At 61.1% G+C, this 20,756-nt stretch carries 22 protein-coding genes and 1 pseudogene; 8 read left to right on the top strand and 15 right to left on the bottom strand.

From position 1 onward, the window contains the following. Nucleotides 1–648 (top strand): IS91 family transposase (locus DTX69_RS29410; protein ID WP_284736152.1); only part of this gene is annotated, 648 nt, incomplete at its 5' end. 660 nt (nt 649–1,308) lie between these two features. Continuing rightward, nucleotides 1,309–1,518: an SDR family oxidoreductase gene (locus DTX69_RS31170; protein WP_407644006.1), complete on the top strand. Its 210-nt coding sequence runs from the start codon at nt 1,309–1,311 to the stop codon at nt 1,516–1,518. A 70-nt stretch (nt 1,519–1,588) separates the two neighbouring features. Here DTX69_RS31170 and DTX69_RS29395 read toward each other — a convergent pair whose 3' ends face one another. Then, nucleotides 1,589–2,062 (bottom strand): Lrp/AsnC ligand binding domain-containing protein, encoded by a 474-nt coding sequence (locus DTX69_RS29395; protein WP_119305161.1) that lies wholly within the window; start codon nt 2,060–2,062, stop codon nt 1,589–1,591. 129 nt (nt 2,063–2,191) lie between these two features. On the opposite strand from DTX69_RS29395, the gene DTX69_RS29390 reads away from it, so the two are divergent. Then, nucleotides 2,192–3,196 carry an ornithine cyclodeaminase family protein gene (locus tag DTX69_RS29390; protein ID WP_119305160.1) on the top strand — a complete coding sequence of 335 codons (1,005 nt, stop codon included), beginning with the start codon at nt 2,192–2,194 and terminating at the stop codon, nt 3,194–3,196. Nucleotides 3,197–3,447: 251 nt separating this feature from the next. Here DTX69_RS29390 and DTX69_RS29385 read toward each other — a convergent pair whose 3' ends face one another. After that, complete coding sequence (locus tag DTX69_RS29385) at nt 3,448–4,830, bottom strand: aminotransferase class III-fold pyridoxal phosphate-dependent enzyme (protein ID WP_162917683.1); 1,383 nt, start codon at nt 4,828–4,830, stop codon at nt 3,448–3,450. A 115-nt stretch (nt 4,831–4,945) separates the two neighbouring features. Here DTX69_RS29385 and DTX69_RS29380 point away from each other — a divergent pair, with 115 nt between their 5' ends. After that, nucleotides 4,946–5,590 (top strand): CGNR zinc finger domain-containing protein, encoded by a 645-nt coding sequence (locus DTX69_RS29380; protein ID WP_162917682.1) that lies wholly within the window; start codon nt 4,946–4,948, stop codon nt 5,588–5,590. Nucleotides 5,591–5,705: 115 nt separating this feature from the next. Here DTX69_RS29380 and DTX69_RS29375 read toward each other — a convergent pair whose 3' ends face one another. From DTX69_RS29375 to DTX69_RS29355, 5 genes are all read right to left on the bottom strand, one after another. Continuing rightward, nucleotides 5,706–6,134 carry a tRNA-binding protein gene (locus DTX69_RS29375; protein ID WP_162917681.1) on the bottom strand — a complete coding sequence of 143 codons (429 nt, stop codon included), beginning with the start codon at nt 6,132–6,134 and terminating at the stop codon, nt 5,706–5,708. Between the two features lie 95 nt (nt 6,135–6,229). Continuing rightward, nucleotides 6,230–7,072, bottom strand: coding sequence for an FAS1-like dehydratase domain-containing protein (locus tag DTX69_RS29370; RefSeq protein ID WP_119305156.1), 843 nt, complete (start codon nt 7,070–7,072; stop codon nt 6,230–6,232). A gap of 18 nt (nt 7,073–7,090) precedes the next feature. Further along, nucleotides 7,091–8,221 (bottom strand): CaiB/BaiF CoA transferase family protein, encoded by a 1,131-nt coding sequence (locus tag DTX69_RS29365; protein ID WP_119305155.1) that lies wholly within the window; start codon nt 8,219–8,221, stop codon nt 7,091–7,093. Nucleotides 8,222–8,380: 159 nt separating this feature from the next. Further along, nucleotides 8,381–9,541, bottom strand: a complete 1,161-nt coding sequence (locus DTX69_RS29360; RefSeq protein WP_119305154.1) for an acyl-CoA dehydrogenase family protein — start codon at nt 9,539–9,541, stop codon at nt 8,381–8,383. A 70-nt stretch (nt 9,542–9,611) separates the two neighbouring features. After that, complete coding sequence (locus tag DTX69_RS29355; protein ID WP_119305153.1) at nt 9,612–10,319, bottom strand: DUF3830 family protein; 708 nt, start codon at nt 10,317–10,319, stop codon at nt 9,612–9,614. Between DTX69_RS29355 and pdxR the strand changes: the two genes are divergently transcribed. The 4 genes from pdxR (at nt 10,297) to DTX69_RS29335 (ending at nt 14,046) form a co-directional block, all read left to right on the top strand. Beyond that, entirely contained in the window at nt 10,297–11,808 is a 1,512-nt protein-coding gene (gene pdxR, locus DTX69_RS29350; protein ID WP_119305152.1) for a MocR-like pyridoxine biosynthesis transcription factor PdxR, read from the top strand. The genes DTX69_RS29355 and pdxR overlap by 23 nt on opposite strands. A 230-nt stretch (nt 11,809–12,038) precedes the next feature. Next, complete coding sequence (locus DTX69_RS29345) at nt 12,039–12,380, top strand: hypothetical protein (protein ID WP_162917680.1); 342 nt, start codon at nt 12,039–12,041, stop codon at nt 12,378–12,380. A 9-nt stretch (nt 12,381–12,389) separates the two neighbouring features. Then, entirely contained in the window at nt 12,390–12,554 is a 165-nt protein-coding gene (locus DTX69_RS29340) for an SOS response-associated peptidase family protein (protein ID WP_119305150.1), read from the top strand. A 724-nt stretch (nt 12,555–13,278) separates the two neighbouring features. Continuing rightward, on the top strand, nt 13,279–14,046 hold the full coding sequence (locus DTX69_RS29335; RefSeq protein WP_119305149.1) for a DUF5131 family protein: 768 nt from the start codon (nt 13,279–13,281) through the stop codon (nt 14,044–14,046). Nucleotides 14,047–14,246: 200 nt separating this feature from the next. On the opposite strand, the gene DTX69_RS29330 is transcribed toward DTX69_RS29335, so the two are convergent. The 8 genes and pseudogenes from DTX69_RS29330 to DTX69_RS29295 form a co-directional block, all read right to left on the bottom strand. Then, nucleotides 14,247–14,615 (bottom strand): hypothetical protein, encoded by a 369-nt coding sequence (locus DTX69_RS29330; protein ID WP_162917679.1) that lies wholly within the window; start codon nt 14,613–14,615, stop codon nt 14,247–14,249. Between the two features lie 213 nt (nt 14,616–14,828). After that, nucleotides 14,829–15,356 (bottom strand): annotated as a pseudogene (locus DTX69_RS29325) (transposase); the annotation flags it as partial. 36 nt (nt 15,357–15,392) lie between these two features. Then, nucleotides 15,393–15,860 (bottom strand): transposase, encoded by a 468-nt coding sequence (locus DTX69_RS29320; RefSeq protein ID WP_119305146.1) that lies wholly within the window; start codon nt 15,858–15,860, stop codon nt 15,393–15,395. A 453-nt stretch (nt 15,861–16,313) separates the two neighbouring features. Further along, nucleotides 16,314–16,739, bottom strand: coding sequence for a multicopper oxidase domain-containing protein (locus DTX69_RS29315; protein WP_284736153.1), 426 nt, complete (start codon nt 16,737–16,739; stop codon nt 16,314–16,316). 4 nt (nt 16,740–16,743) lie between these two features. Then, a complete protein-coding gene (locus tag DTX69_RS29310; protein WP_119305144.1) occupies nt 16,744–17,256 on the bottom strand; it encodes an aminoacyl-tRNA deacylase in 513 nt (170 codons plus the stop codon). Between the two features lie 26 nt (nt 17,257–17,282). Then, nucleotides 17,283–17,555 carry a hypothetical protein gene (locus tag DTX69_RS29305; protein ID WP_284736151.1) on the bottom strand — a complete coding sequence of 91 codons (273 nt, stop codon included), beginning with the start codon at nt 17,553–17,555 and terminating at the stop codon, nt 17,283–17,285. Between the two features lie 1,035 nt (nt 17,556–18,590). Further along, nucleotides 18,591–19,238 (bottom strand): glutathione transferase GstA, encoded by a 648-nt coding sequence (gstA, locus tag DTX69_RS29300; RefSeq protein ID WP_119305142.1) that lies wholly within the window; start codon nt 19,236–19,238, stop codon nt 18,591–18,593. A gap of 39 nt (nt 19,239–19,277) precedes the next feature. Further along, nucleotides 19,278–20,711, bottom strand: a complete 1,434-nt coding sequence (locus DTX69_RS29295; protein ID WP_119305141.1) for an aldehyde dehydrogenase family protein — start codon at nt 20,709–20,711, stop codon at nt 19,278–19,280. Nucleotides 20,712–20,756 lie beyond the last annotated feature (45 nt).

Raw genomic sequence — 20,756 nt, 5'->3', positions numbered from 1 at the left:
CCCGGCTTCTTCCTTCCGGTCCGCGTCCTCTCGCGCCTGTTCCGCCGGCTGCTCCTGGAGCAGCTCGCAGCAGCACATGAGACCGGCCGTCTCCACTTCTTCGGCGCTCATGCGCCGCTGGCCGAGCGCGAAGCCTTCGCAGCCTATCTGGCGCCGTTGCGCACGATCGAGTGGGTCGTCTACAGCAAGCGGCCGTTCGGCGGGCCCGAGGCGGTGCTGGCATATTTGTCGCGCTACACCCACCGCGTCGCCATCGCCAACAGCCGTCTCATCGCCTGCGACGACACCGGCGTCACCTTCCGGTGGAAGGACTACCGCGCCAACGGCCGCGAGCGGCACAAGATCATGACGCTCGCCAGCGACGAGTTCATCCGCCGCTTCCTCATCCACGTGCTGCCCAGCGGCTTCCACCGCATCCGCCACTACGGCCTGTTCGCCAATGGCGGGCGTACCGAGAACCTAACCCGCGCCCGCGAGCTGCTCGGCGTCTCGCAGACGCAAAGCGAGGACGCCAATGCCGACGAGCCGCCGGCGTCGCAGCTCCCATGCCCGTGCTGCGGCGGCCGCATGATCATCATCGAGATCTTCGAGCGCGGCTCCACGCCCCACACTCCTCAGTCGAGCCCGATCAGGATCGACACATCATGATGCTGCTCACGCGAGTCCTACACCAGGATGCTCCTCGCCTGTGCCACCGATCTCGGCCGGCAACAGGGCCGCTCGCGCTGGTGCGAGATCAACGCACCGCAACGCTGGCGTCTCCATCATGCGCGCAACCGCCATGCGTGCTCATCCGCGCACGCCAGCGCCTCACGCCGTCCAGACCCGATCGTCGGTGCAGATCACGACACGTCAGCCAACAACACTTTCCCCATAGTGCGCGGCGCCGCCGAGTGAACCGGGCCCGCGGTTTCCTCCTTTGAGGCTTCTCGGACGCCTGCCGCCCGCGTGCGCCATCGTCCTTCAGCGGCAGGCATCCGAGAAGCCTTAACAAAAGCGGAACTGAGATTTCGTCGAAGGCACTCGCCCACGTCTTAGGACGGAGCACCATCGGCACTGACTGAGGATTTTCACGGCCGAGCTCGGGATCAGGTGTATTACCCCTCGCAATGACCAACAGGTCGTCGAAGGACCGGAAGTCAGAAGTCGGAGAATCCAGTCTGTTACTGACTTTTCACTTCTGCACGCGAGCAGTGAAGTGAGCTTTGTCGTGCCAAGGCCGCAGCGCGCTGCGGTCCGTTTGTTGCTGCGTGCGATAGGTTTATTGGGGGCAAGCCGATGGAGCGATTAGTACCGTTAGCTTAACGCATTGCTGCGCGTCCACATCCGGCCTATCGCGATCAGCAACATGTCGTCCATCTGAGTCATCCTCGCAAACCCAACCTTGCGACCTATGCCCTGTCCAAGGGCGCGATTACCCAGCTGACCTCGGTCGCTGCCGTGGCGCTGGCGCCGCGCAACATCCGCGCCAAAGGCATCGGCCAAGGCACCACCCTGACCGAGATGGGTGCGAAGTAAATTCTGTCGTCGGACGACGCGCGCCGGACGGTTTTCCCGCGCTCGCCGGTCCGGTGGCGCAGCAGTAACGCTAGATCGGCAGCGGTGCGTCGGGCTTGACCTCGGCGACCGACGTGTAGGTGTGCGTCTCTGCGACGCCCGGCAACCGGAGAATGACACGCTCCAAGAACTCTTGGAACACCGACATGTCTGCGATGCGTGCCTTCACCAGATAGTCGAAGCCGCCGACCACCATGTGGCACTCCAGCACTTCCGGGGCCTTCACGATGGCCTTGGCGAAGCGCGCGAAGACGTCGGGCGTCGTCTTGTCGAGCCGCACCTGGATGAAGATGAGGCTGCCGCGCTCGACCTTCTTGGGATCGAGGATGGCGCGCACCGACTTGATGAAGCCATCGCGGAACAGCCGCTTTACTCGCTGGCTGGTGCCGGTTGGAGACAAACCCACGCGCTCGGCGAGATCGAGGGTCGTCCGTCGTCCGTCCTCCTGCAGCAGGCGCAGTAAGCGGCGATCAATGCTGTCGAGCGTTTGGACTGGATTATTCACGCAAATGCCGCCTTTGGAGCGTCAATAACACGCGCCATGAACGACCTTACGATATTTCGTCACGCCAGCTCTTGCAATAGAGCTTTGGACCCGTCGCGCTGCTGCGCACGGAAACGAAAGGGGAAGCATATGGAACAATCCGTCAATCCACTCGGCCGCGCCTCGGCGGAGATTGCCAAGGGTGCGACCCCGGTGTTGACCTTGAGCGAAGCCGATGTCACCGAATGCATCGATCTGCGCGCACTGCTCGATGCCCTGGCGGAGGGCTTTAGGGCATTGGCCCTTGGCAAGGTCGTGGTGCCGGAGCGCCCGCAGCTCCATATCCCGGGCCTCGGCTATTCGCTGTCCATGGCGGCCTGGATGGAAGGCATGAACCTCACGGTCAAGATCGTCAACGTGTTCGAAGGCAATCTTGCCCTGGGCCTGCCGAGCCACCTTGCCACCATCCAACTTTTCGATCCGGCGAGCGGCCTGCCCGTCTGCATCATGGATGGCACCTATATCACGGCGGTGCGCACCTCTGGCTCGGCCGTTCTCTCCGTGCGCGCGCTGGCGCGCGAGGACGCGCGCGTCGCGACCGTCGTCGGCGCCGGCGTGCAGGCCAACCAGCACCTGCGCCTGTTGCCGCTGGTGCGCGATTTCACGGAGATCCGCGTGGTGTCGAGATACGCCGATGACGCCGCGCGGCTGGCCCGGCTGCATCCCGGAGTCCGCGCGATGTCCAGCATCGAGGAAGCCGTTCGCAGCTCAGACGTGGTCTGCCTGGCAACGCATTCGTACGAGCCGGTGATCGAGACAAGCTGGGTGCGCGCGGGAACCCACGTCTCATCGGTCGGCGTTTCAACGCCGGGCAGCGAGATTCCGGGCGATCTCATCCGCAATGTAGCGCTTTATGTCGAGACGGCGGACTCGTTCAAGCCGGCGCCGGTCGGATGCTGCGAGCTCGCCGGACTTGATCCCTCGCACGGCACCGAGCTGGGCAGCCTGCTTCTCGGGCGGCAGCCAGGGCGCACCTCGGATCGGCAGATCACGGTCTACAAAGCGATGGGCATCGCGATGGAGGACATGGTGGCGGCCGACCTCGCCTATCGGAATGCGCGGCGCCTCGGGAAGGGCGCCATCGCCACGCTATAGACTGAGATCAGCGTCCGTAACGGCGGACAGCGTCTTCGACAAGGCGACGCCTTCGAATCCTTGTAACCGCGGCGCGCATGAATTCGCGGATGGTGACAAGCACCGTAACTTGCGATCTTGTCAGAAGCGCCAGAATGATCTGACAAGGGCGGCATTTGTCGGCCGTTGAATCGATCGCGGAACACGTCCCGCCGGTGTTCTCGTGGCTGCGCAAGGGCGGGCATGATCCGCATGCCATGCCTGGCGAGTCTTCACAAGTCTGTTCTCTTGCCGACCTTAGTCACAAGCGCGATCCAGTCGTCGAATGCCGCAAGATACGTCGACACCTCCTTCGGCCCGTGTGCAAAGGAAAGGGACGGCCCATGAATGTAGATCGGTTCCCATATACCCCGGTTTGCCATGAAGGCCCGTTGCGCAAGGTTGAGCGGCTTGCTCAGGGCATCGTGAGCCTCAGTGGCATTCCTTGGTTGCGTCGTGGACAGGAACAGGCCCGACCGGTTGCCGAGGCGCTGTGCCGTCCATGGCAGATTGTTTTTCTGCACAACGGACTCGATGCCGTCGGCCAGATCTTCACCAAGCTTTCCGACCAGCTCATAAGCGTCTTCAGTCAGGATCTCGGACAGGGCAGCGCGCGCGGCCGCCATGGTGATGGCATTGCCGTAGGTCGTGCCACCGAGCGCAATCGCGTGCTCATACTTCACGCGAGGCTCTGCATTCTGCTCCAGAAACTCCTTGATCTCCTCCGTCATGCCGTAAGCACCAAAAGGCAATCCCCCACCCAAACTCTTGCCGAGCGTGAGAATGTCGGGCTCAAGGCCCCAGCGGCGCGTAAAGCCGCCGTAATAGGCGACTTGGGTATGGGTTTCGTCGATAACGAGCAGGGTCCCCGTCGCACGCGTGAGCGCACGGAGCTCATCGAGGTACCCGTCCTCCGGATAGATCACCCCGATGTTCGTCATAACAGGCTCTGCCACGACGCAGGCAATCTCCAGAGTTTCGAGGACGTCTCTGACCGCGGGGATGTCATTGAAGGGAACCTCAATGGTGCGATCCACGATGTCACGCGGCAGCCCCTTTTGATCGGTTACCATCCCAGCGGGCGATGCGGCAGTCAGTGTTTCATCGATGTGGCCATGATACTTGCCGGCGAAGCTCAGCACCTCGTCACGACTGGTCAGAACCCTCGCTATACGAATCGCTTCGACATTGGCACTCGAGGCCGAGAGCGTGAACCTCCAGGCCGGCATTGTGAACCGGTCCGTGAGGAGCTGACAGACTGCAAGCGCATCTTCCGTCGGCAGCAGAAAATGGCTGCCACTCCTGAACCGCTCTGAGACCGCCTTGGCAATGCCCTCCGGTCCGAAGCCGCAGGACATGCTGAGATCACACTGGCTCATATCCAGAAAGCGATTCCCGTCGATGTCGGTGAAGTAAGCGCCCTCGCCTCGATCGGCGACAATCTCCATTCCGGGATAGAAACTGGCCATCCACGAACAGGGAACGCCATCGGGCATCGCCTGGCGGCTCCGCGAGAAGTAGCTACGCGCGCGCGGCGTGCGCGTCCGCAGAGTGGCGAGGTCACGCTCCCTGAGCTGGTCGAGCGCTGCGAAATCCAACTCAAATCGTTCAGGCACACCTTCCTCCCGTAACCTGATGCGCCCATTTTCCGCTTACACTGCCCCAAAGCCTTGTAACCGGTCAAGAGCTCGATTATGGTTTCAACCAGTACGCGCACGCAGGCTGATTTTCATGGACGTTGTGGACATTCCGCTGATCGGGGGACATCCGGCGCTGGATTTCATCAACACGTGGGAGAAGCCTGGCGAGATCGATGAGGTCAATTACCTGCAAACATACGCGGCGCTGGTGGAATGGAGTGTTGCAGCAAAGTTGACAGACCCCGCCGCGGCATCGGCGCTCTTAGGTCTGGCAATGCGAAAGCCAGAGCAAGCACGACTGGCATGGAAACGCGCCATGTCGTTGCGCAAACATCTGCTGGCCGTCATCCATCGTCTCAGCCAGAGCAAAGGCGTAGCTTCAGCGCACCTGGAGGCGCTCAACGAGTTGGTCGCCGCGGCAATGGATGGGCGTGACCTCCAGCCAGCACGTACGGGGCCGCTCGCCTGGCATTGGAAGAACGAGCTCGACCTTGACATCGTCTGGATGAAGCTCGCCGTGGAGGCCGCCGCGCTTCTGACCGATCCAGCACATCAGCGACGGGTCAAGACGTGCGCAAACGGCAAGTGCGGCTGGGTATTTCTCGATGCGACTGGCCGCCGTCGCTGGTGCCGGATGAACGTGTGCGGCTCGGCCAGCAAGGTCCGACGCTTCCGGGACAGGCAGAAGAGACTGGCGAGAAAGTCGCGGACCTTTTCTGCACGACGGAGCACATAGGGTCCGAGTGCCGTGAGTATCCTTGCTTGGTTGCCATGCCCGCGTCATATCGGCTCGCCAGATGTCGGATATGTGCATGCTGCCGCACACTCCGAGCTCGCTGGGCTCGAGAGCGTCACCACACCACGCGAGACCCGGTGGCCACCTGAGCATCATGACTTAGAATACGCATGCTGCCACGATCGTCTCCCACGCCCAGTATAGCCACTTCGGAGATCACACCATCGCGGTTGCGGGCCGGAAGATTGACAACACAGATTACGTTGCGTCCCAAGGGACCGTCTGTGCCGTCTCGCAATTTGAGCCAGCCTTGTCTTACACCAAGGCAGCCGAGGTCAATCTTGACGACGTGCGACGGTCCTCGCCGGCGCATGACCGCAGCTGCTTCGATGACTCGACCGATTCGCAGGTCTAGTTTTCCGAGGGAATCAAACTCAGCAATCGGTTTCTGCGATCGGAGATAAGCGGGACAGTCTTGCCGGTCGCCCGCACCTTCGATCATGCAATCACGCATCTCACCGTTGCGTTTTACCAGTTGGCTCATGCCAATCTCCCGTTTGGACAATTGACCTAATTCTCGAAAAACGTGGTTGGAAGACCGGAACGAGCAGCAGCCATATAGAGGTCCCCGCTGTGCGCTCACCATGTGACACTCGCTTTCATCGTGACCTGCCCATCCGCCGCCTCGGCAGCGAGAGCCATCTCGTCGCTCGAGAGCGATGCCGCGCCAATGCGCAACGTCTGGCATCCTATCGCCGGACGAACTGCCCGGAACATAAAGCTCCGCGGACGATGGCTGACGATCGTGGCGGCAAGGTTCAGGAGCAAGGTCGCCTGCAAGGGTCCATGTATGACTAGTCCGGCGTAGCGTTCGCTCTGGGTAGCATAGGGCGTGTCGTAGTGGATCCGGTGGCCATTGAAGGTGAGTGCTGAGTACCGAAACAACAATACCGGATCGATACTGACCTCTCGCATGTGATCCATAGGTTGGCAGAATGCGTCTTGCTTCACAGCTTCGGCACCCCAATCCACTGGCTGCGGATCGCGGTAAACGATCACCTGGCGCTCAAGCACGACAGGGCCCGACTCGTTCCGCAGTTCGTGCAGCACCGTGACGAAGCACAGCGGCCCCGACCTCCCGTGTTTCTCGGCAATTTCTTGGATTGTCGACCGGCGCTGAACGCGGTCATTGACATGCAGCGGCGCGATCAGCGTCAGCTCCCCGCCTGCCGACATGCGACGGGGTAGCGGAACGGGCGGTAGGAAGCTGCCCCTGGCCGGGTGACCATCCGGGCCAAGCCCCACCGCCTCGACAGTCTCCGGAGCAAGGCACCAATGGATGCCCAGCGGCGCGGTCGACCCGTCGGAGGGGGCCAGATGCGGTGCGAAGGTCGCGTGGAAGCTCGCCACCAAGCGTGGCGTGACAACGTCCTCAGCCTCGGTTGTCCGACCAATCCACTCCTGAAGTGCGCTGGCACCCAATGTTCTGCCTCCCAAGTCTCATGCGAACTCGACTCGAATCCGGTCCGTGTCCGCGCCGAGAGCAGGCACTCTCGGCACGATATTGGCCTGCGGGAGTCGTCCCGCCGGACAGGGCACTTCCACGTGCTTCTCGCCCGGCAATGCGACCTGCAGCCGGCGCAGCGCCGGATGGCTGGGCAGATCGCGGACTTGCGTCAGCTTTGCCCAGGCGATCTGCGCATCTTCGAGGCGCCGGATCGCTTCGTCGCGATCCATCATCTTGAAGATCGGCTCGATCTCGGCGTCGAGTGCCGCTCGATTGGCCACGCGCAACATATTGGTTGTAAAGCGCTCATCGGAGCACAGATCGGGCCGGCGCAGGACCGTGGAACAGAATCGGCTCCATTCTTTGTTCTGCTGGATGGCGACAATGATGGTCCTGCCACACCCGCATGCATATGGCCGATAGGGGTAGATCGAGGCATGAGCGAGACCATATCGGCCCGTTTCTCGGCCCGTGTGCTCATAGTGGAGCAGCGGCACGCTCATCCAGTCCGCCATGCCGTCAAACATGGAGATTTCGATTGCGCACCCGCGACCTGTTCGCTGACGCAGGAGCAACGCTTCTAGGATACCCGCGTGTGCATTCATGCCGGTTGCGATGTCGGCGGCGGAGACGCCGATCTTGCTGGGCGATTCCGGCGTCCCGGTGACTGCGCATATTCCGCTTTCCGCCTGTACCAGCATGTCATAAGCCCGCATGCCGGCATAGGGCGTGTCTTGGCCGTAGCCGACAATATCCACTACGATGAGCCGCGGGAATTTCGCGGTTAGTTCCGTGGCGGAGAGCTCGAGCCGGGCACTCGCGCCGGGCGCTAGGTTCTGGACCAGGACGTCCGCTTTGGCGACCATACGATGGAGCAGCGCGAGATCCGACGTCGACTTGAGGTCCAGCACGACACTCTCTTTGCCGCGGTTCAGCCAGACGAAATAGGCTGACATCCCCTTCACAGCCGCATCATAGTGCCGGGCGGTCTCGCCGTCGGGACGCTCGATCTTGATTACCCGCGCCCCCGCATCGGCAAGACGTACGGTGCAGAGGGGAGCGGCAACAGCCTGCTCGATCGAGATGACGAGAACGCCGCTCAAGGGACTCGACTGGTCAGACATGGCGCTGGACACTCAAGCCGGCGCGACTCCCTGGCGTCAGGCATTCGTGCGGCCCCACAGCGGCTTCGTCGTCGACTTCTTGCGCTGTCTGGCCCCGCATGCCGTTGAAGGATTGCAGCTGGGGACGCACATAGACGATCAGGGCATTCACGGCGCACCCTAGTACGAACGAGGCAGGCCGAGCACATGCTCGGACAAATATGAGAGAATGAGGTTGGTGGAGATCGGCGCGACCTGGTACAGCCGCGTTTCGCGGAACTTACGCTCGATGTCGTACTCTTCGGCGAAGCCGAAGCCACCATAGGTCTGGATGCAAACGTTAGCGGCCTCGAAAGACGCGTCGGCCGCAAGCATCTTCGCCATGTTTGCCTCCGGGCCGGCGTTTACACCCGATTCATAGAGCCGCAGGGCCTCGCGTACCATGAGTTCGGCTGCCCGCAAGTTGGCATAGGCTCTGGCGATCGGGAACTGTACGCCTTGGTTCTGGCCAATCGGCCGCCCGAAGACATGCCGTTCCTTCGCGTAGGTGCTCGCTTTGTCGACGAACCACTTGGCGTCACCGATACACTCGCTGGCGATTAAGATGCGCTCGGCGTTCATGCCGGACAAGATGTACCTGAACCCCTTCCCTTCCTCGCCGATCAGGTTTTCGACAGGGACGCGCAGATCATCGAAGAATACCTCGGTAGTTGCATGATTCATCATGGTACGGATGGGCTGGATGGTGAGACCCTTCCCGATCGCTGCACGCATGTCGACCAGCAGAACCGAGAGCCCGTCCGTCCGTTTGGCGCCTTCGGCTTGCGGCGTGGTCCGAACCAGCAGAAGCATCAGATCGGAGTGCTCGGCCCGACTGGTCCAGATCTTCTGGCCCTTGACCACGAATTGATCGCGGTCGCGGCGCGCCGTTGTCCTGATGGCAGAGGTGTCGCTGCCGCTGGTCGGCTCGGTCACGCCAAATGCCTGCAGGCGCAGACGGCCGGCCGCTATCTCCGGCAGATAGCGCCTCTTCTGCGCCTCCGGTCCGTGAAGCAGCAGGACGCTCATCGTGTACATCTGCGCGTGGCAGGCGCCGCCATTGCAGCCACCGCGCTGGATTTCCTCGAGCACAGCAGCTGCTGCGGAAAGCGGCAGGCCGGAGCCACCATACTCCTCGGGAATGAGGATCGAGAGGTAGCCTGCCACCGTGAGCGCATTCACGAACTCGGTCGGATAGGCTCCACGACGGTCGAGACCACGCCAGTATTCGCCAGGGAACCGCGCGCACAGCTTGGCCACTGCGTCGCGTATATCGGAGTAGGTCTCGGCCGTTGCGGTCATGCACTACTCGCTTGGTTCCAACGCGAATTATGCCGGCAGCCCGTGTCGCGTCTACGCGTCGATCAGGCTGCTACTCCGCGCGACTGGTCCTCATCGGCTTCGTCCCTTCATACCGCAACCGCTTGCACATGACGGCAAAGCCATCGAGGTTCTCGACTATGCGGCCAAATATGCAGACTTGATTCGGATGCTGCCGGCCGTCCTTCGTATATATCGTGGTTGGAAAGTTCACCGCGGCATTGCGACCGTAAGCGATCGTGATCTCCTCAATGTAGGGGTCCCAGATCATGTCGCCTGGCGCCAGCCGCTCGAAGCGATTCTCCAATTCATAGCCCAGCACATCGACGAGCGGAACGCGGTCAAGATAAAATGCTGCGTGACCAAACCACGCACAATGGATCACATTGCCGGAGTATGGGAGGATTTCCCAGAAAGCCTGGCATGTCTTGGGCGCCAGCTGGTCCAATAGGACCGCACCAAACATTTCACCTCCCATTTCAAGTCTCAGGCGGCGAGCGCCCGATGGAACGGCATGCGGAATCTCGAACCGGTCGTACCACCAGCCGTCCCACATGGCGCGTTGGGCCGCTTTGTCTTCCGGATCCATCCCAACATCGGACCGCTTGTCGCGCACTGCTCCCTCCGTCTCTGTCGCTCGATCGACGAGCATCAATGTGATTTTTCCCGCCCATTTGGTATCCTGTGAATGACCACTTCTGGCTTCCCTTCGATATCCATTTTGGAGGGGGTAATTGATGGCGAAGACGACGCCGCTCATTGTTCACCCGGTCACCGCCCTAGATCCGCGGTCTACCCAGGCACTTCATGTTCAGGTCTATGAACGGCTGCGAATGGCCGTGCTTAGCGGGCTGCTAAAGGGGGGAGCACGCCTCCCGTCCACGCGAGCCTTGGCAAACGAGCTTCGGGTTTCGCGCACGCCAGTATTGGCAGCTTACGAGCAGTTGGCAGCAGAGGGCTATGTTGAAAGCCGGGTTGGCGCCGGTACGCGTGTCGTGGCCGAAATGCCTGAGCACTTGCTGAACGCAGGGCCCGCCGGGGTCACAGCGCACGTCCGGCAAGCCAGGGACGAGAAACGCGCGATTGCGGCGCGGGGAAACGTCATGGCGCGCGAGAAATTCGGCCCGGAACTGAGGATAGGGCAACGAAGCTGGCGCACGGCCTTCCGGGTCGCGGTGCCAGCCCTTGAGGAATTTCCATTTGAGATCTGGTCACGTCTTGTCTCGAGGCATCTGCGACGGCCGCGCCAGGAAATTCTGGACTATCACGGAGCAGCGGGCCTCGAGCGTTTGCGGCGCGCGATCGCAGCGCATCTGTCCGTGTCCCGCGGCATTCGGTGTAGTTCGGATCAAATCCTGATCGTCGCCGGGGCGCAAAGCGGAATCGATCTGTCAGCGCGAGTGCTTCTGGATCCAGGGGACACAGCGCTGGTCGAGAATCCGGGCCACCTTGGTATCTACGGCGCTTTGCGGGGCGCGGGCGTCAAGATCGCATCAGTTGCAATCGATCGGGAAGGCTTTGCTATCTCAGGAAGATCGAACTTTGGAAGGAACGCACGCGTGGCGTTTGTCACGCCGTCCAACCAGTTTCCCCTCGCAGTCACGATGAGTTTGCCGCGCAGGCTCGCGCTTCTCGACTGGGCGCAATCCAACGGAGCCTGGATAGTGGAGGACGATTATGATAGCGAGTTTCGCTTCTCCGGCAGGCCGATTGAAGCCTTACGTGCGCTCGATCGCGGGGATCGCGTGTTATACATTGGAAGCTTCAGCAAGGTTCTCTATCCGGGATTGCGGCTCGGCTATATGGTGGTCCCTGCCGACCTTGTAGATGCGTTCGCTGCGGCACGCCGGTTCATTGATGTGCACCCGCCACTGCTGCCTCAGGCGGCATTGACGGACTTTATCGAAGAAGGACACTTCGGGAGGCATCTGCGACGAATGCGGATGATCTATGCCGAGCGCGCGCAAGCCCTCAGCGAAGCCTTTGATCGCCACCTTTCAGGCGCGCTTTCGATCGCGCAGCCGCAAGCCGGCATGCACACCGTCGCTTGGATCACCGGAAAGCTATCGGACCGTAGCGTTTCAGAGGCCGCTGCGCGTGAGGGCGTGGAGGCGCGGCCGCTTTCAGTCTATAGCCTTGGCAGAAGCAAGCCCGGCTTGGTTCTGGGCTTCGGGAATGTGATGCCGAGGGAGATCACTGAAGGAGCTCGCAAGCTGGCAAGAGCCCTTGACCGCATACGCCACCACTGATGACATGATCCGGTACGGCCGCAGCTTTAGGGTCTTGTGAGCTGGCCGTCAGGGCTGCTCAACGCGCCGCCAGTCCGGCCTGGAGCCGCTCGAGGCCGCGCCAGCAGCTTGAGATCCGGCGCGAAATACAGCCGGAACCATCCTTCGAACCGTCGTCAAAAGCGGCAGCATATCGCGCGATCTCAACGATGCGCTGCGGCTCGAGTCGTGCACTCTACCTGCCAGAATGGATGCCGACGGCCGAGTGCGCGGCGCGGCAGCTGCGCGCGACGACAGCACGTACTAAGGGTGCGCATCATGCCCTCTATGTCGTGCTTCTGAAGGACACCCGCCGCGTGGGTCGATGGGGTCTCTATGTCGGCGAGACGACGCTCGACCCCGATCTCCGCTTCGACCAGCACAAGATCGGCTACAAGGCGAGTGGGCACGTGAATCGCGTTGGCGTTCGCTTACTTCCTCAACTCTTCGAACATTTCAACCCGCTCCGACGCTGGGAAGCGGTCGAGCTGGAGCCGGCGCTGGCGGAAGCGTTCCGACACGCCGGCGTGTCGTGGGTCGAGGGTGGCCATTGAGGGAATCGCATGCCGCTCGTGCTGGAGCCAGATACGTGGGATCTATGGCTGAAGGGAGATCCGGAAAGGACGGCGGCGCTGATGAAACCGGCGAATGAGGACGTGCTGACCGAACGCGTTGTGCCCAAGGAGGTCGGGAACGTTAAGAATAACGGACCGGAGCTCCTGGGCTAAGCTCGATAGCTCTCATAGATGCCCTCTCATTTCTCCGAAAGAGAAATGTCACTAACGTCTCTATTGCAGCCCGTAGCTCTCGAAGTCGGAACCGATCGATCTCCGCGCCATTGCGGAACTTGAGTACGGTCGGAAATGTTCGGCCGACTACTGCAGGTACGACGTAATAGTCCATTATGGTCTCTTGATTGGTAGATTCTCTGGCCAGCAGGTAAAAGTCTGCCGCCGACTGTTCGCGGAGCCTGACACACCACCGGGGAGTCTTGGCCCGGTCTGTTCGCCGGCTTACAATCTGCAGGCGGCAGTCCCACCTATTGTCAATTCGGATACGGCATCCATAGTCGTGGACAATCGCTGATCTGCCATCCTCATGGAGGCTTCGAACGACAGCATCCACGATTGGCAGACGAAGTCGACGGCATTTGTGCCGCCCCAACCTGATATGCGGTGCCCTGCCAACCTCCCCGATCAATACGTATGCATTGGCCAAGCTACCAAATCGCCACACGTATGATCCTGGATCAGGCATGCCACGACACTTGCGCATTTCGACGTAGGTCATCACGCCATGCTTTGGTATTGATTGCCGCAGCTTCGAAAGCGCCTCCTCGTTTGGAGATAATCCTACGGCGGTGCATTAGCCGCTGGGCGCGCTGGAAGAGCTCTGGATCGACAATTGCCCTAAACGCGTTCGGTGTTCTGATCCAGGCTGCCGGTCGTGCGCATGGCGCCACGAAAGACGCTTCTAAAACCATTTGGATGGCGCAAGCCGAGCTTGATCTTTGTCAATTCAATGAGCGATGTCTTTCATCCGAGTCTGAAAGCCTCAGAGATCGCTCAGATTTTCGCTGTGATGGCGCTTGGAGACCAGCATGTCTATCAGGTTCTCACCAAGCGGCCCGATATCATGCACGCGTTCGTCACGGATCCCGCTACACCGGCATTGGTTGAGCTTGCCATGCAGGCGATCCAGCCTGGCTCCAGGCGTCCTGCATGGCCTTTGAAGAATACTTGGATGGGCACGAGCGTGGAAGATCAACGGCGCGCCGGGGAGCGCATTCAGTCGCTGCTACAGGTGCCAGCTGCGGTGCGGTTCCTGAGCATGGAGCCCCTTCTTGGAGAGGTCTTCCTCGAGGACGAGCTGACGAAGCGAGACTGGAAGAAGTTGCAATGGGTGATCGTAGGCGGTGAAAGTGGACCGAAGGCCAGGCCCATGCACCCAGCATGGGCGCGCAGGATCCGCGACGACTGCGCCAAACACGGGGTCCGGTTCTTTTTCAAGCAGGTGGGTAGCAATGCCTGGGTGAATGACAGAAAGGCAGGTGGGTTCCTGACGGCGGCCGGCCGCATCACAGCGAGCCGCGAGAACTCCAGCGATCAGGGCATTCTGCGCGGCTCAAAGAAATCTGGCGGCCGCAAGTTGGACGGACAACTGCATGAGGACATGCCAGTGGTCTTCCCGTCTTACAAATCATCCCGCAGAGCCGCCTGAAAAAGATGTTGCTGCTCTGCTCTGCCGCTAGTTGCTTCTTCTGATCAATGAGCTGTTCCTGGCGACCACTGGGAATCCCCAGGCAGTTGCGCTATGACACACGAAGCAAAAAGGAACCCAATTACACACATAAAAAGGCCCATGGCGCCAACCCACAAGGGATGGGCCGTCATGCGGCCGTGACAACTGGAAACCGCTTTTCAGCGGGCTAAGAGCTGGGAAATCCGGTTGATGACCTTTTCCGGGAACTCGATCTCAAAAGGACGATCACTCGCGACCTTGACCTTTAAGGCTTTGCCATTCGCGGCCAATACCTGCTCGCCGGTGATCTCGAGGAAGACCTTCTGGAAGATCTCGCAGCGTTGCGATTTCGGGCATGACTCAGATGCGCTACTGGCGCGGTCGATGGTCAGCTTGTCGCCGTCTGGCAACGTCGCTGCAAGTATCAGCTGCGGATAAGGAACATTGCTTCTGATCTCGATGAGGATGGTTCCGACGGCATGATCGCCCACGCGGTCATGCCGGAGCATCATTCGCCACTGGATGACATCCTTGCGGCCGTCCTCCAAGAACACTGGAGAAAAGATAAGTGAGATACGGCTTGGTCGGATCGTCCTTGATCGCGACCAGGCTATCCGGCCCGATCATCTCGTAGGCCGAAGCTGGCAGAACAGTCGCTGCTGCCAGCAGGACCGCAAATAGCTCGCTCACACATTTCATAGCTTGAGCCCTCAAACCAAGGATATTTGGCATCTTCCCCGAAGACAATCTCGCGCCTGCCATTAGACGGGGAAGAGCAGCGGATTGGCAACGACCTCGAAGCCATAGTTCGGTGTCCGCCGAATGCGGCGGCCGATGCTTGATCCCATGAGTTTGCAGAGCTGATCCCAAAGCGGCTCGAGCCTGATCACCCATCGCCAGCGCTTGGCGCGATCGAGCTCTCGGAAGCGTGTCCGGCAGTTCCAGCGGAAGCAGATCTCGTCGAGGTAACGCTGCAGGTGTTCACGACTGAGGCGATGGTAGACGCCGTCCTTGGCACGCTCCAGCATGCTTCCGAGGCCGTCGGCGGTGCCACTGTGGACATCGTCGCGCACGTATTCGCGCTTGCTGTGGATCACCGTCTCGATCTCGAGCCCCATATCGGCTGCGGCCGCCGTAAAGCTGTTCTGTTTATCGCTGACCAGGAACGAGCCTGGCGCGACGATCGGGCTCAGGGCCGCGGTGATGTCGTCGGCGGATTCCTCTGGGATCACCATGCCCCTGGCTTCACCACCGCGCTGAATCGCGAGCGGAATCCTCGGCTTCTTGGTGCCCTTACCCCTGGGTGCCGGCTTCGCGCCCTTGCGCTACTTCGGCGCTCCGCCGAGATACTTCACGTCGATCTCGATCGTGCCGGACAGCGCTGGCCCGATGTCGTAGCGGTGGTGCATCATCTCCCGGATCGCGTGCCCCATGCGCCAGGCCGTGGCTTGGGTTGTGCCGAGCAGCCGCGCCATCACGACCGAAGAGATGCCCTTGCTTGACGTCAGCACCAGGTAGATCGCCTGGATCCAGGTCCAGAGCGGCAGCTTGGTGGCATGCAACGGCGTCTTTGTCGTGACGGTGTATTGCCGGTGACAGTCCGCGCATTCCTTGAGCCCTGGCCTGCAGCTGTCGCCGTTGAGCGCCCAATGGGCGTAGCTGCCGCAGTGAGGGCAGAACGGACCCTGCGGCCATCGCAGTTCTTCGAGAAAGGCCCGGCACGCTGCCTCGGTCGGATACTGCCGCCGGAGCTTGGCGAGTGACGGGATCTGGTTCTTCGGTTTGCCAGGCATCCCGCCACCCAAAAAAGTCGATCCACCTACAAGATGTTGGATCGTGGCGGGAAACCGTTACCCATCCCTGAATCGGCGCAGACCTCCGCGGCTTTCACGCATCTCACCTTCGTTTCGTGTGTAATTGCGAAAAGGAATACCGATACAAGGTCGAATGAGCTCTCTCGTTCGGGCCGTGCGTTCCAATTCATGGGAGTCCTTACGCCCTGACGGACGGCCATCGCGCCGTTCCTCGACGTCCCACCATTTTATAGAACTCCTCTCTCACCGGCCGTAAGGCTTCGTCCGAACTGAAGCTATTACCAGACAGAAACCAGCCGTAGCGCCACTTCCGAGAATGCCACAAGGCGACATGAGGAGTTCGCACCACGACTTGTATGCCCTCGCCCCTACAGAGAAATTCGTTCCTGAGATTGATGGACGTCTCTCGACATGCGGGGACGAGGCAAATCGTCACCGGACGACGAACTGCCCCATCATCCCGTTGTCCTCGGGTTCGAGGATATGGCAGTGATACATGAAGGGTGTTGCCACCGCAGGGTGCGCAAAGCGTACAAGAAGCTCGACCGGCTCCTGCGCCACGACCGTGTCCCTGAGGCCCTGGTCGCGCAGGCCCGGGGCCGCGCCGTTCCGACTTAGCACCTCGAAATGAACGCCGTGGAAGTGGAAGGGGTGGACCATCATCTCGCCCGAGACCTCCCAGATCTCCACGTCTCCAAGCCTGACCTCTTCATCGATCCGCCGCATGTCGTACGCGCGACCATTGATGCCATGCATGCCCATGCAGCCACCCATCATGCCCCTCATCATTCCGCTTACTGACGCCGTAGCCGGACCCTCCGGGGGGAAGGTCCTCGACCGCCCTCCCGCTGCGTGCAGGGGCTCAGCCGAGGTCGCTCGTCATGTCGATCTCGTCCGCCGCCGTCATGCTGGCGCCGGTGATGCGGCCGTGCTTGGCGCCGGCCATGAGGCGCTCGAACGCATCGCGGCGGACATGGACCAGCGTGCAGTGGTCGCCGGCCTCGAAGTAGACCTCGGGCATGTCGATCAGGCTATCGTCGACAATGACTTCCAGGCCGTAGACGGCCCCTACGGGCGGCACCGCGCCGAGCTCGCAGTCGGCAAACAGGTCCGCGACCTCGCTTTCCGTCGCCAGCCCGGCATGGCGGTTGAGTGCGCGGCGCAGGGCGCCCATGCGGATGTGGTGGGAGGCGGGAACCGCGGCCAGCATGTAGCCGCCCTCGTCCTCCAGCACGACCGTCTTGACGACCTGATCACCGGGAATTCCGGCGCATTGTGCCGCCTCGAGCATCGAGGTCGCCCGCTCATGGGTGATCACGTCATACGCGATACCCTGGCTGTCCATGTAATCCTTGAGGCTTACAGCGATCGCCATCGCTTCCTCCCATGCTCTTACTCGCATCAGGCAGCCCGGCTGCGGGCCGGTTCGTGCAAAACCGGCGGGCGCAGCTCGTCGAAGCGGAACAGCCGGAAGGCCCGCTCGCCGTTGTAGTCGAGCACGCGCAGATCATCTGACTCGTGCAGGTCGCCGGCGACGACGTCGTAGTGTCCGCCGTAGCGCTGGCGCGCCATCTCCTGCGGGATCTCGTAGACGATGAACTTGTCGATGCCCTTGGCCGCCAGCGTGTCCAGCAGCGCCGGGCTGGTCAGCGACTCGTGCGAGGTGAGGATCACCAGCGGTCCGCTCCCGTGAACAGCATGGCCACCTTCATCGGCACCTCCCCTGCTGAACTGGGTCAATCTGTAAGATGTTGGGAGTATTGTCACCGGATTCAACGGCAATCGGTATGCGGACACCCTCCCCCGGAGGATAGGGCTATCGCATATGGCTGCCGGAGGGCACTTCACCACCTCTCCCCACCGGCACTCCCAGGGGAGAGATTCATCGCAGTCGGGAAGCGGTCTCAGACTGTCGACCGCACGTTTCGTAGGTCTGGCCATCTGACCGCTCGAATTTGCTTCCCCGGACCGAATGCGTGAGGTCGGGGAAGCGTTGGGGAAGCACTTGAACGCAAACCTGGAGGTATTCTCAGAAAACGGGATTCGAGGCTGGACCCCAGAATGTCAAATCATTATACGGGCTTATCGTAGATGAGCGCAGGTTGGCGAACGTAAAGGAAAGTGTCCGGTTCTATATGCCAAGGTTGGGGTCGAGGGTTCGAAATCCCTTCGCCCGCTCCAAATCTCAGACTTGGACCGCTTGATCCTGCTTCCTCGCCGTCCTGATGCGTTGCAGGAGTCATTGACAAGCAGCAGATCAGCGCTTCGTTGAAGAAAAATGGCGCGACAGCCGGGGAATCTCAACCGCCCTTATCTACGCTCACCTACGCCGGATTTCGACAGGTTTGATCGGGCCAAGGCTGAACAAAGACCGTATCGCATGCTGTCCATCCGCGACCCTCGCGGGTTCGATTTGGCTCAAACTGAGCATCGAAGGCAGATCTTGCGAGGTCAGGTGGATGTCCGACAGCGGACCTTTCCTACCGCCGCGGGAATGGCAGAGTCGTGCCATATGCAGACATGCGAAGCATTGACCGTCGCGGCGCCGGCCGCGGCACCAGCGCGTTCAATCTTAGCCAGTTGTCCAGCACGTCTGCGACAGAGAACAGGCTCGTTGGTCGATTGTCTTCTGCCTGCGGTACGCGCAACCCGCCTTGGCCCAGGCACATGCTAGATTGCCACCCCACGATTTCACGGTGGCCCGAACCGTCAGCGCTTGCCAGACTCGCCCGCTTTGCGTTGTGCCTCGGCTTCGATGCGCTCTGCTTCCTCGGCCGCCTTTACGCTGGGACGCGACTGAATGCGCCTCAGATAGTCCACGAGGTGGGGCCAAGGTGAGATGTCGATCGCGTGGAGCTTCGTCCACATCACGATCGTATAGCAGTGGGCATCGGCCACGGTGAATGTCGAGCCGGTCAAGAACTTTCGCGTGGCCAAATGATCGTTGAGCCAGCGCAAACGGCGTTGGATGTGCTGTCGCACGATCTCGCGGTATTCAGCCGGCGTCGTCTCCCGAAAGAGCGGCATGAATGCGCCCTTGTGGAGATCGGAGGCGATGAAGCTCATCCACTCCAGGATCCGATAGCGCTCCAGTGTCCCAGCCGGCGCCATCAGATTGCTCTCGGGCCGCTGCTCCGCAAGGTACTGCATGATCACGGCACCTTCGGTCAGATATTGGCCGTCGGGAAGCTCCAACGCCGGCACTTGTCCCTTGGGATTGATCTTGTAATAGTCCGACCCGTCGGGAAGGAGCTTTCTCGCCACGTCGACCCAAATGAGGTCCAGGGCAATGTCGAGCTCGCGTGCGACGATGTCGACGGCAAGCGAGCATCCATGAACTTCGTGATAGAGCCGCATTGATCTAGCTCCCGTCAGCGACAGCACAGCTTCATGGCGCTACTGCGGACTTCCATAGCCGACGATCCCCTTGATCTCCAGGAACTCATGGATGCCCCAGTCCGCATACTCACGACCGTTACCCGATTGTTTATAGCCGCCGAATGGAGAGAAGGTGTCCCAGGCGGGATAGTTCACTTTCACCTGCCCGGCACGGATGCGGCGTGCGACTTCCCGGGCTCGTTCGATGTCCTTCGACGCGACGCAGGCGGACAGTCCATAGACCGTGCCGTTTGCGATCTCGATAGCTTGGTTTTCCGTGTCATAAGGCATGATCGACAAGACCGGCCCGAATATCTCCTCCCGCGCGATCGTCATACGGGACTCAACATCACCAAAGACGGTCGGTCTGACATAGTATCCGCGGTTGAGCCCTTCCGGGCGCCCGATGCCGCCGGTGACAAGGGTGGCACCTTCCCGGATACCGGCCGAAATCAGCTGCTGGATCTTGTTGAATTGAGCTTCGCTGACCACAGGACCGAGCACAGTATCGTCGGCTCTTGGGTCACCCACCTTATGCGCTTCGGCCACCGCCTTGGCGACAGCCAGTGCCTCTCGCTGCTTTTCGCGCGGCACCAGCATGCGCGTCGGTGCATTGCACGATTGGCCGGAATTGACGAAGCAGACCTGGACACCCTTCGTCACCGCTTCCACCAGCTCGGTGTCCCGCAGGATGATGTTGGGAGACTTGCCGCCCAGTTCCTGGGTCACCCGCTTGACCGTGTCGGCGGCATTCTTGGCAACCATGATGCCGGCGCGGGTCGAGCCCGTGAACGAGATCATGTCGATATCGGGATGCCCCGACATGGCATGGCCGACCGATGCGCCATCGCCATTGACCATGTTGTAAACGCCGGCCGGCACGCCGGCCTCATGCATGACTTCGGAAAAGATGATGCCGGTTATCGGCGCGACTTCGCTCGGCTTCAACACCATCGTGCAGCCCGCGGCAATGGCGGGCGCCACCTTGCACGCGATCTGATTGAGCGGCCAGTTCCAGGGAGTGATCAGGCCGGCGACCCCGATGGGCTCCCGCAGGACCCGCGTCGTGCCGCGTTGCTCCTCGAAGACAAAGCCCTCAAGCGACTTCAATGTTGCTTCCAAGTGCATCAACGCGGCAGCCGCCTGGGCGTTTCGCGCCAAGCCGATAGGCGCACCGACTTCAACCGAAACCGCCTGGGCGAAATCCTCCAAGCGCCGGCGGTAGCACCCGATAATGAATTGCAGGAGCTCGACTCGTTCTGACTTGGTGCTCTGCGAGAATTGTGGGAAGGCGGCCCGCGCCGCGGCCACCGCCCGATCCACGTCCTTCGCGGAGCCGATCGAAATCGTCGCAAAGGTCTCTTCCGTTGCCGGGTTGATGACATCAAGCGACCGCGGCTCGATTGGATCAACCCAGGCGCCGTTGATATAGAATTTGCGATGATTCGACATGGTGGACGTATCCTCTCTGTCACACTCGTCTGCCGCGCAGTTTTC

Origin of the sequence: Dongia deserti (assembly GCF_003574735.1) — a bacterium.
Classification (GTDB): Bacteria; Pseudomonadota; Alphaproteobacteria; order Dongiales; family Dongiaceae; genus Dongia_A; species Dongia_A deserti.
Note: the sequence above shows the minus strand (reverse complement) of the source record. Positions and strands in the feature narration are given on the sequence as shown.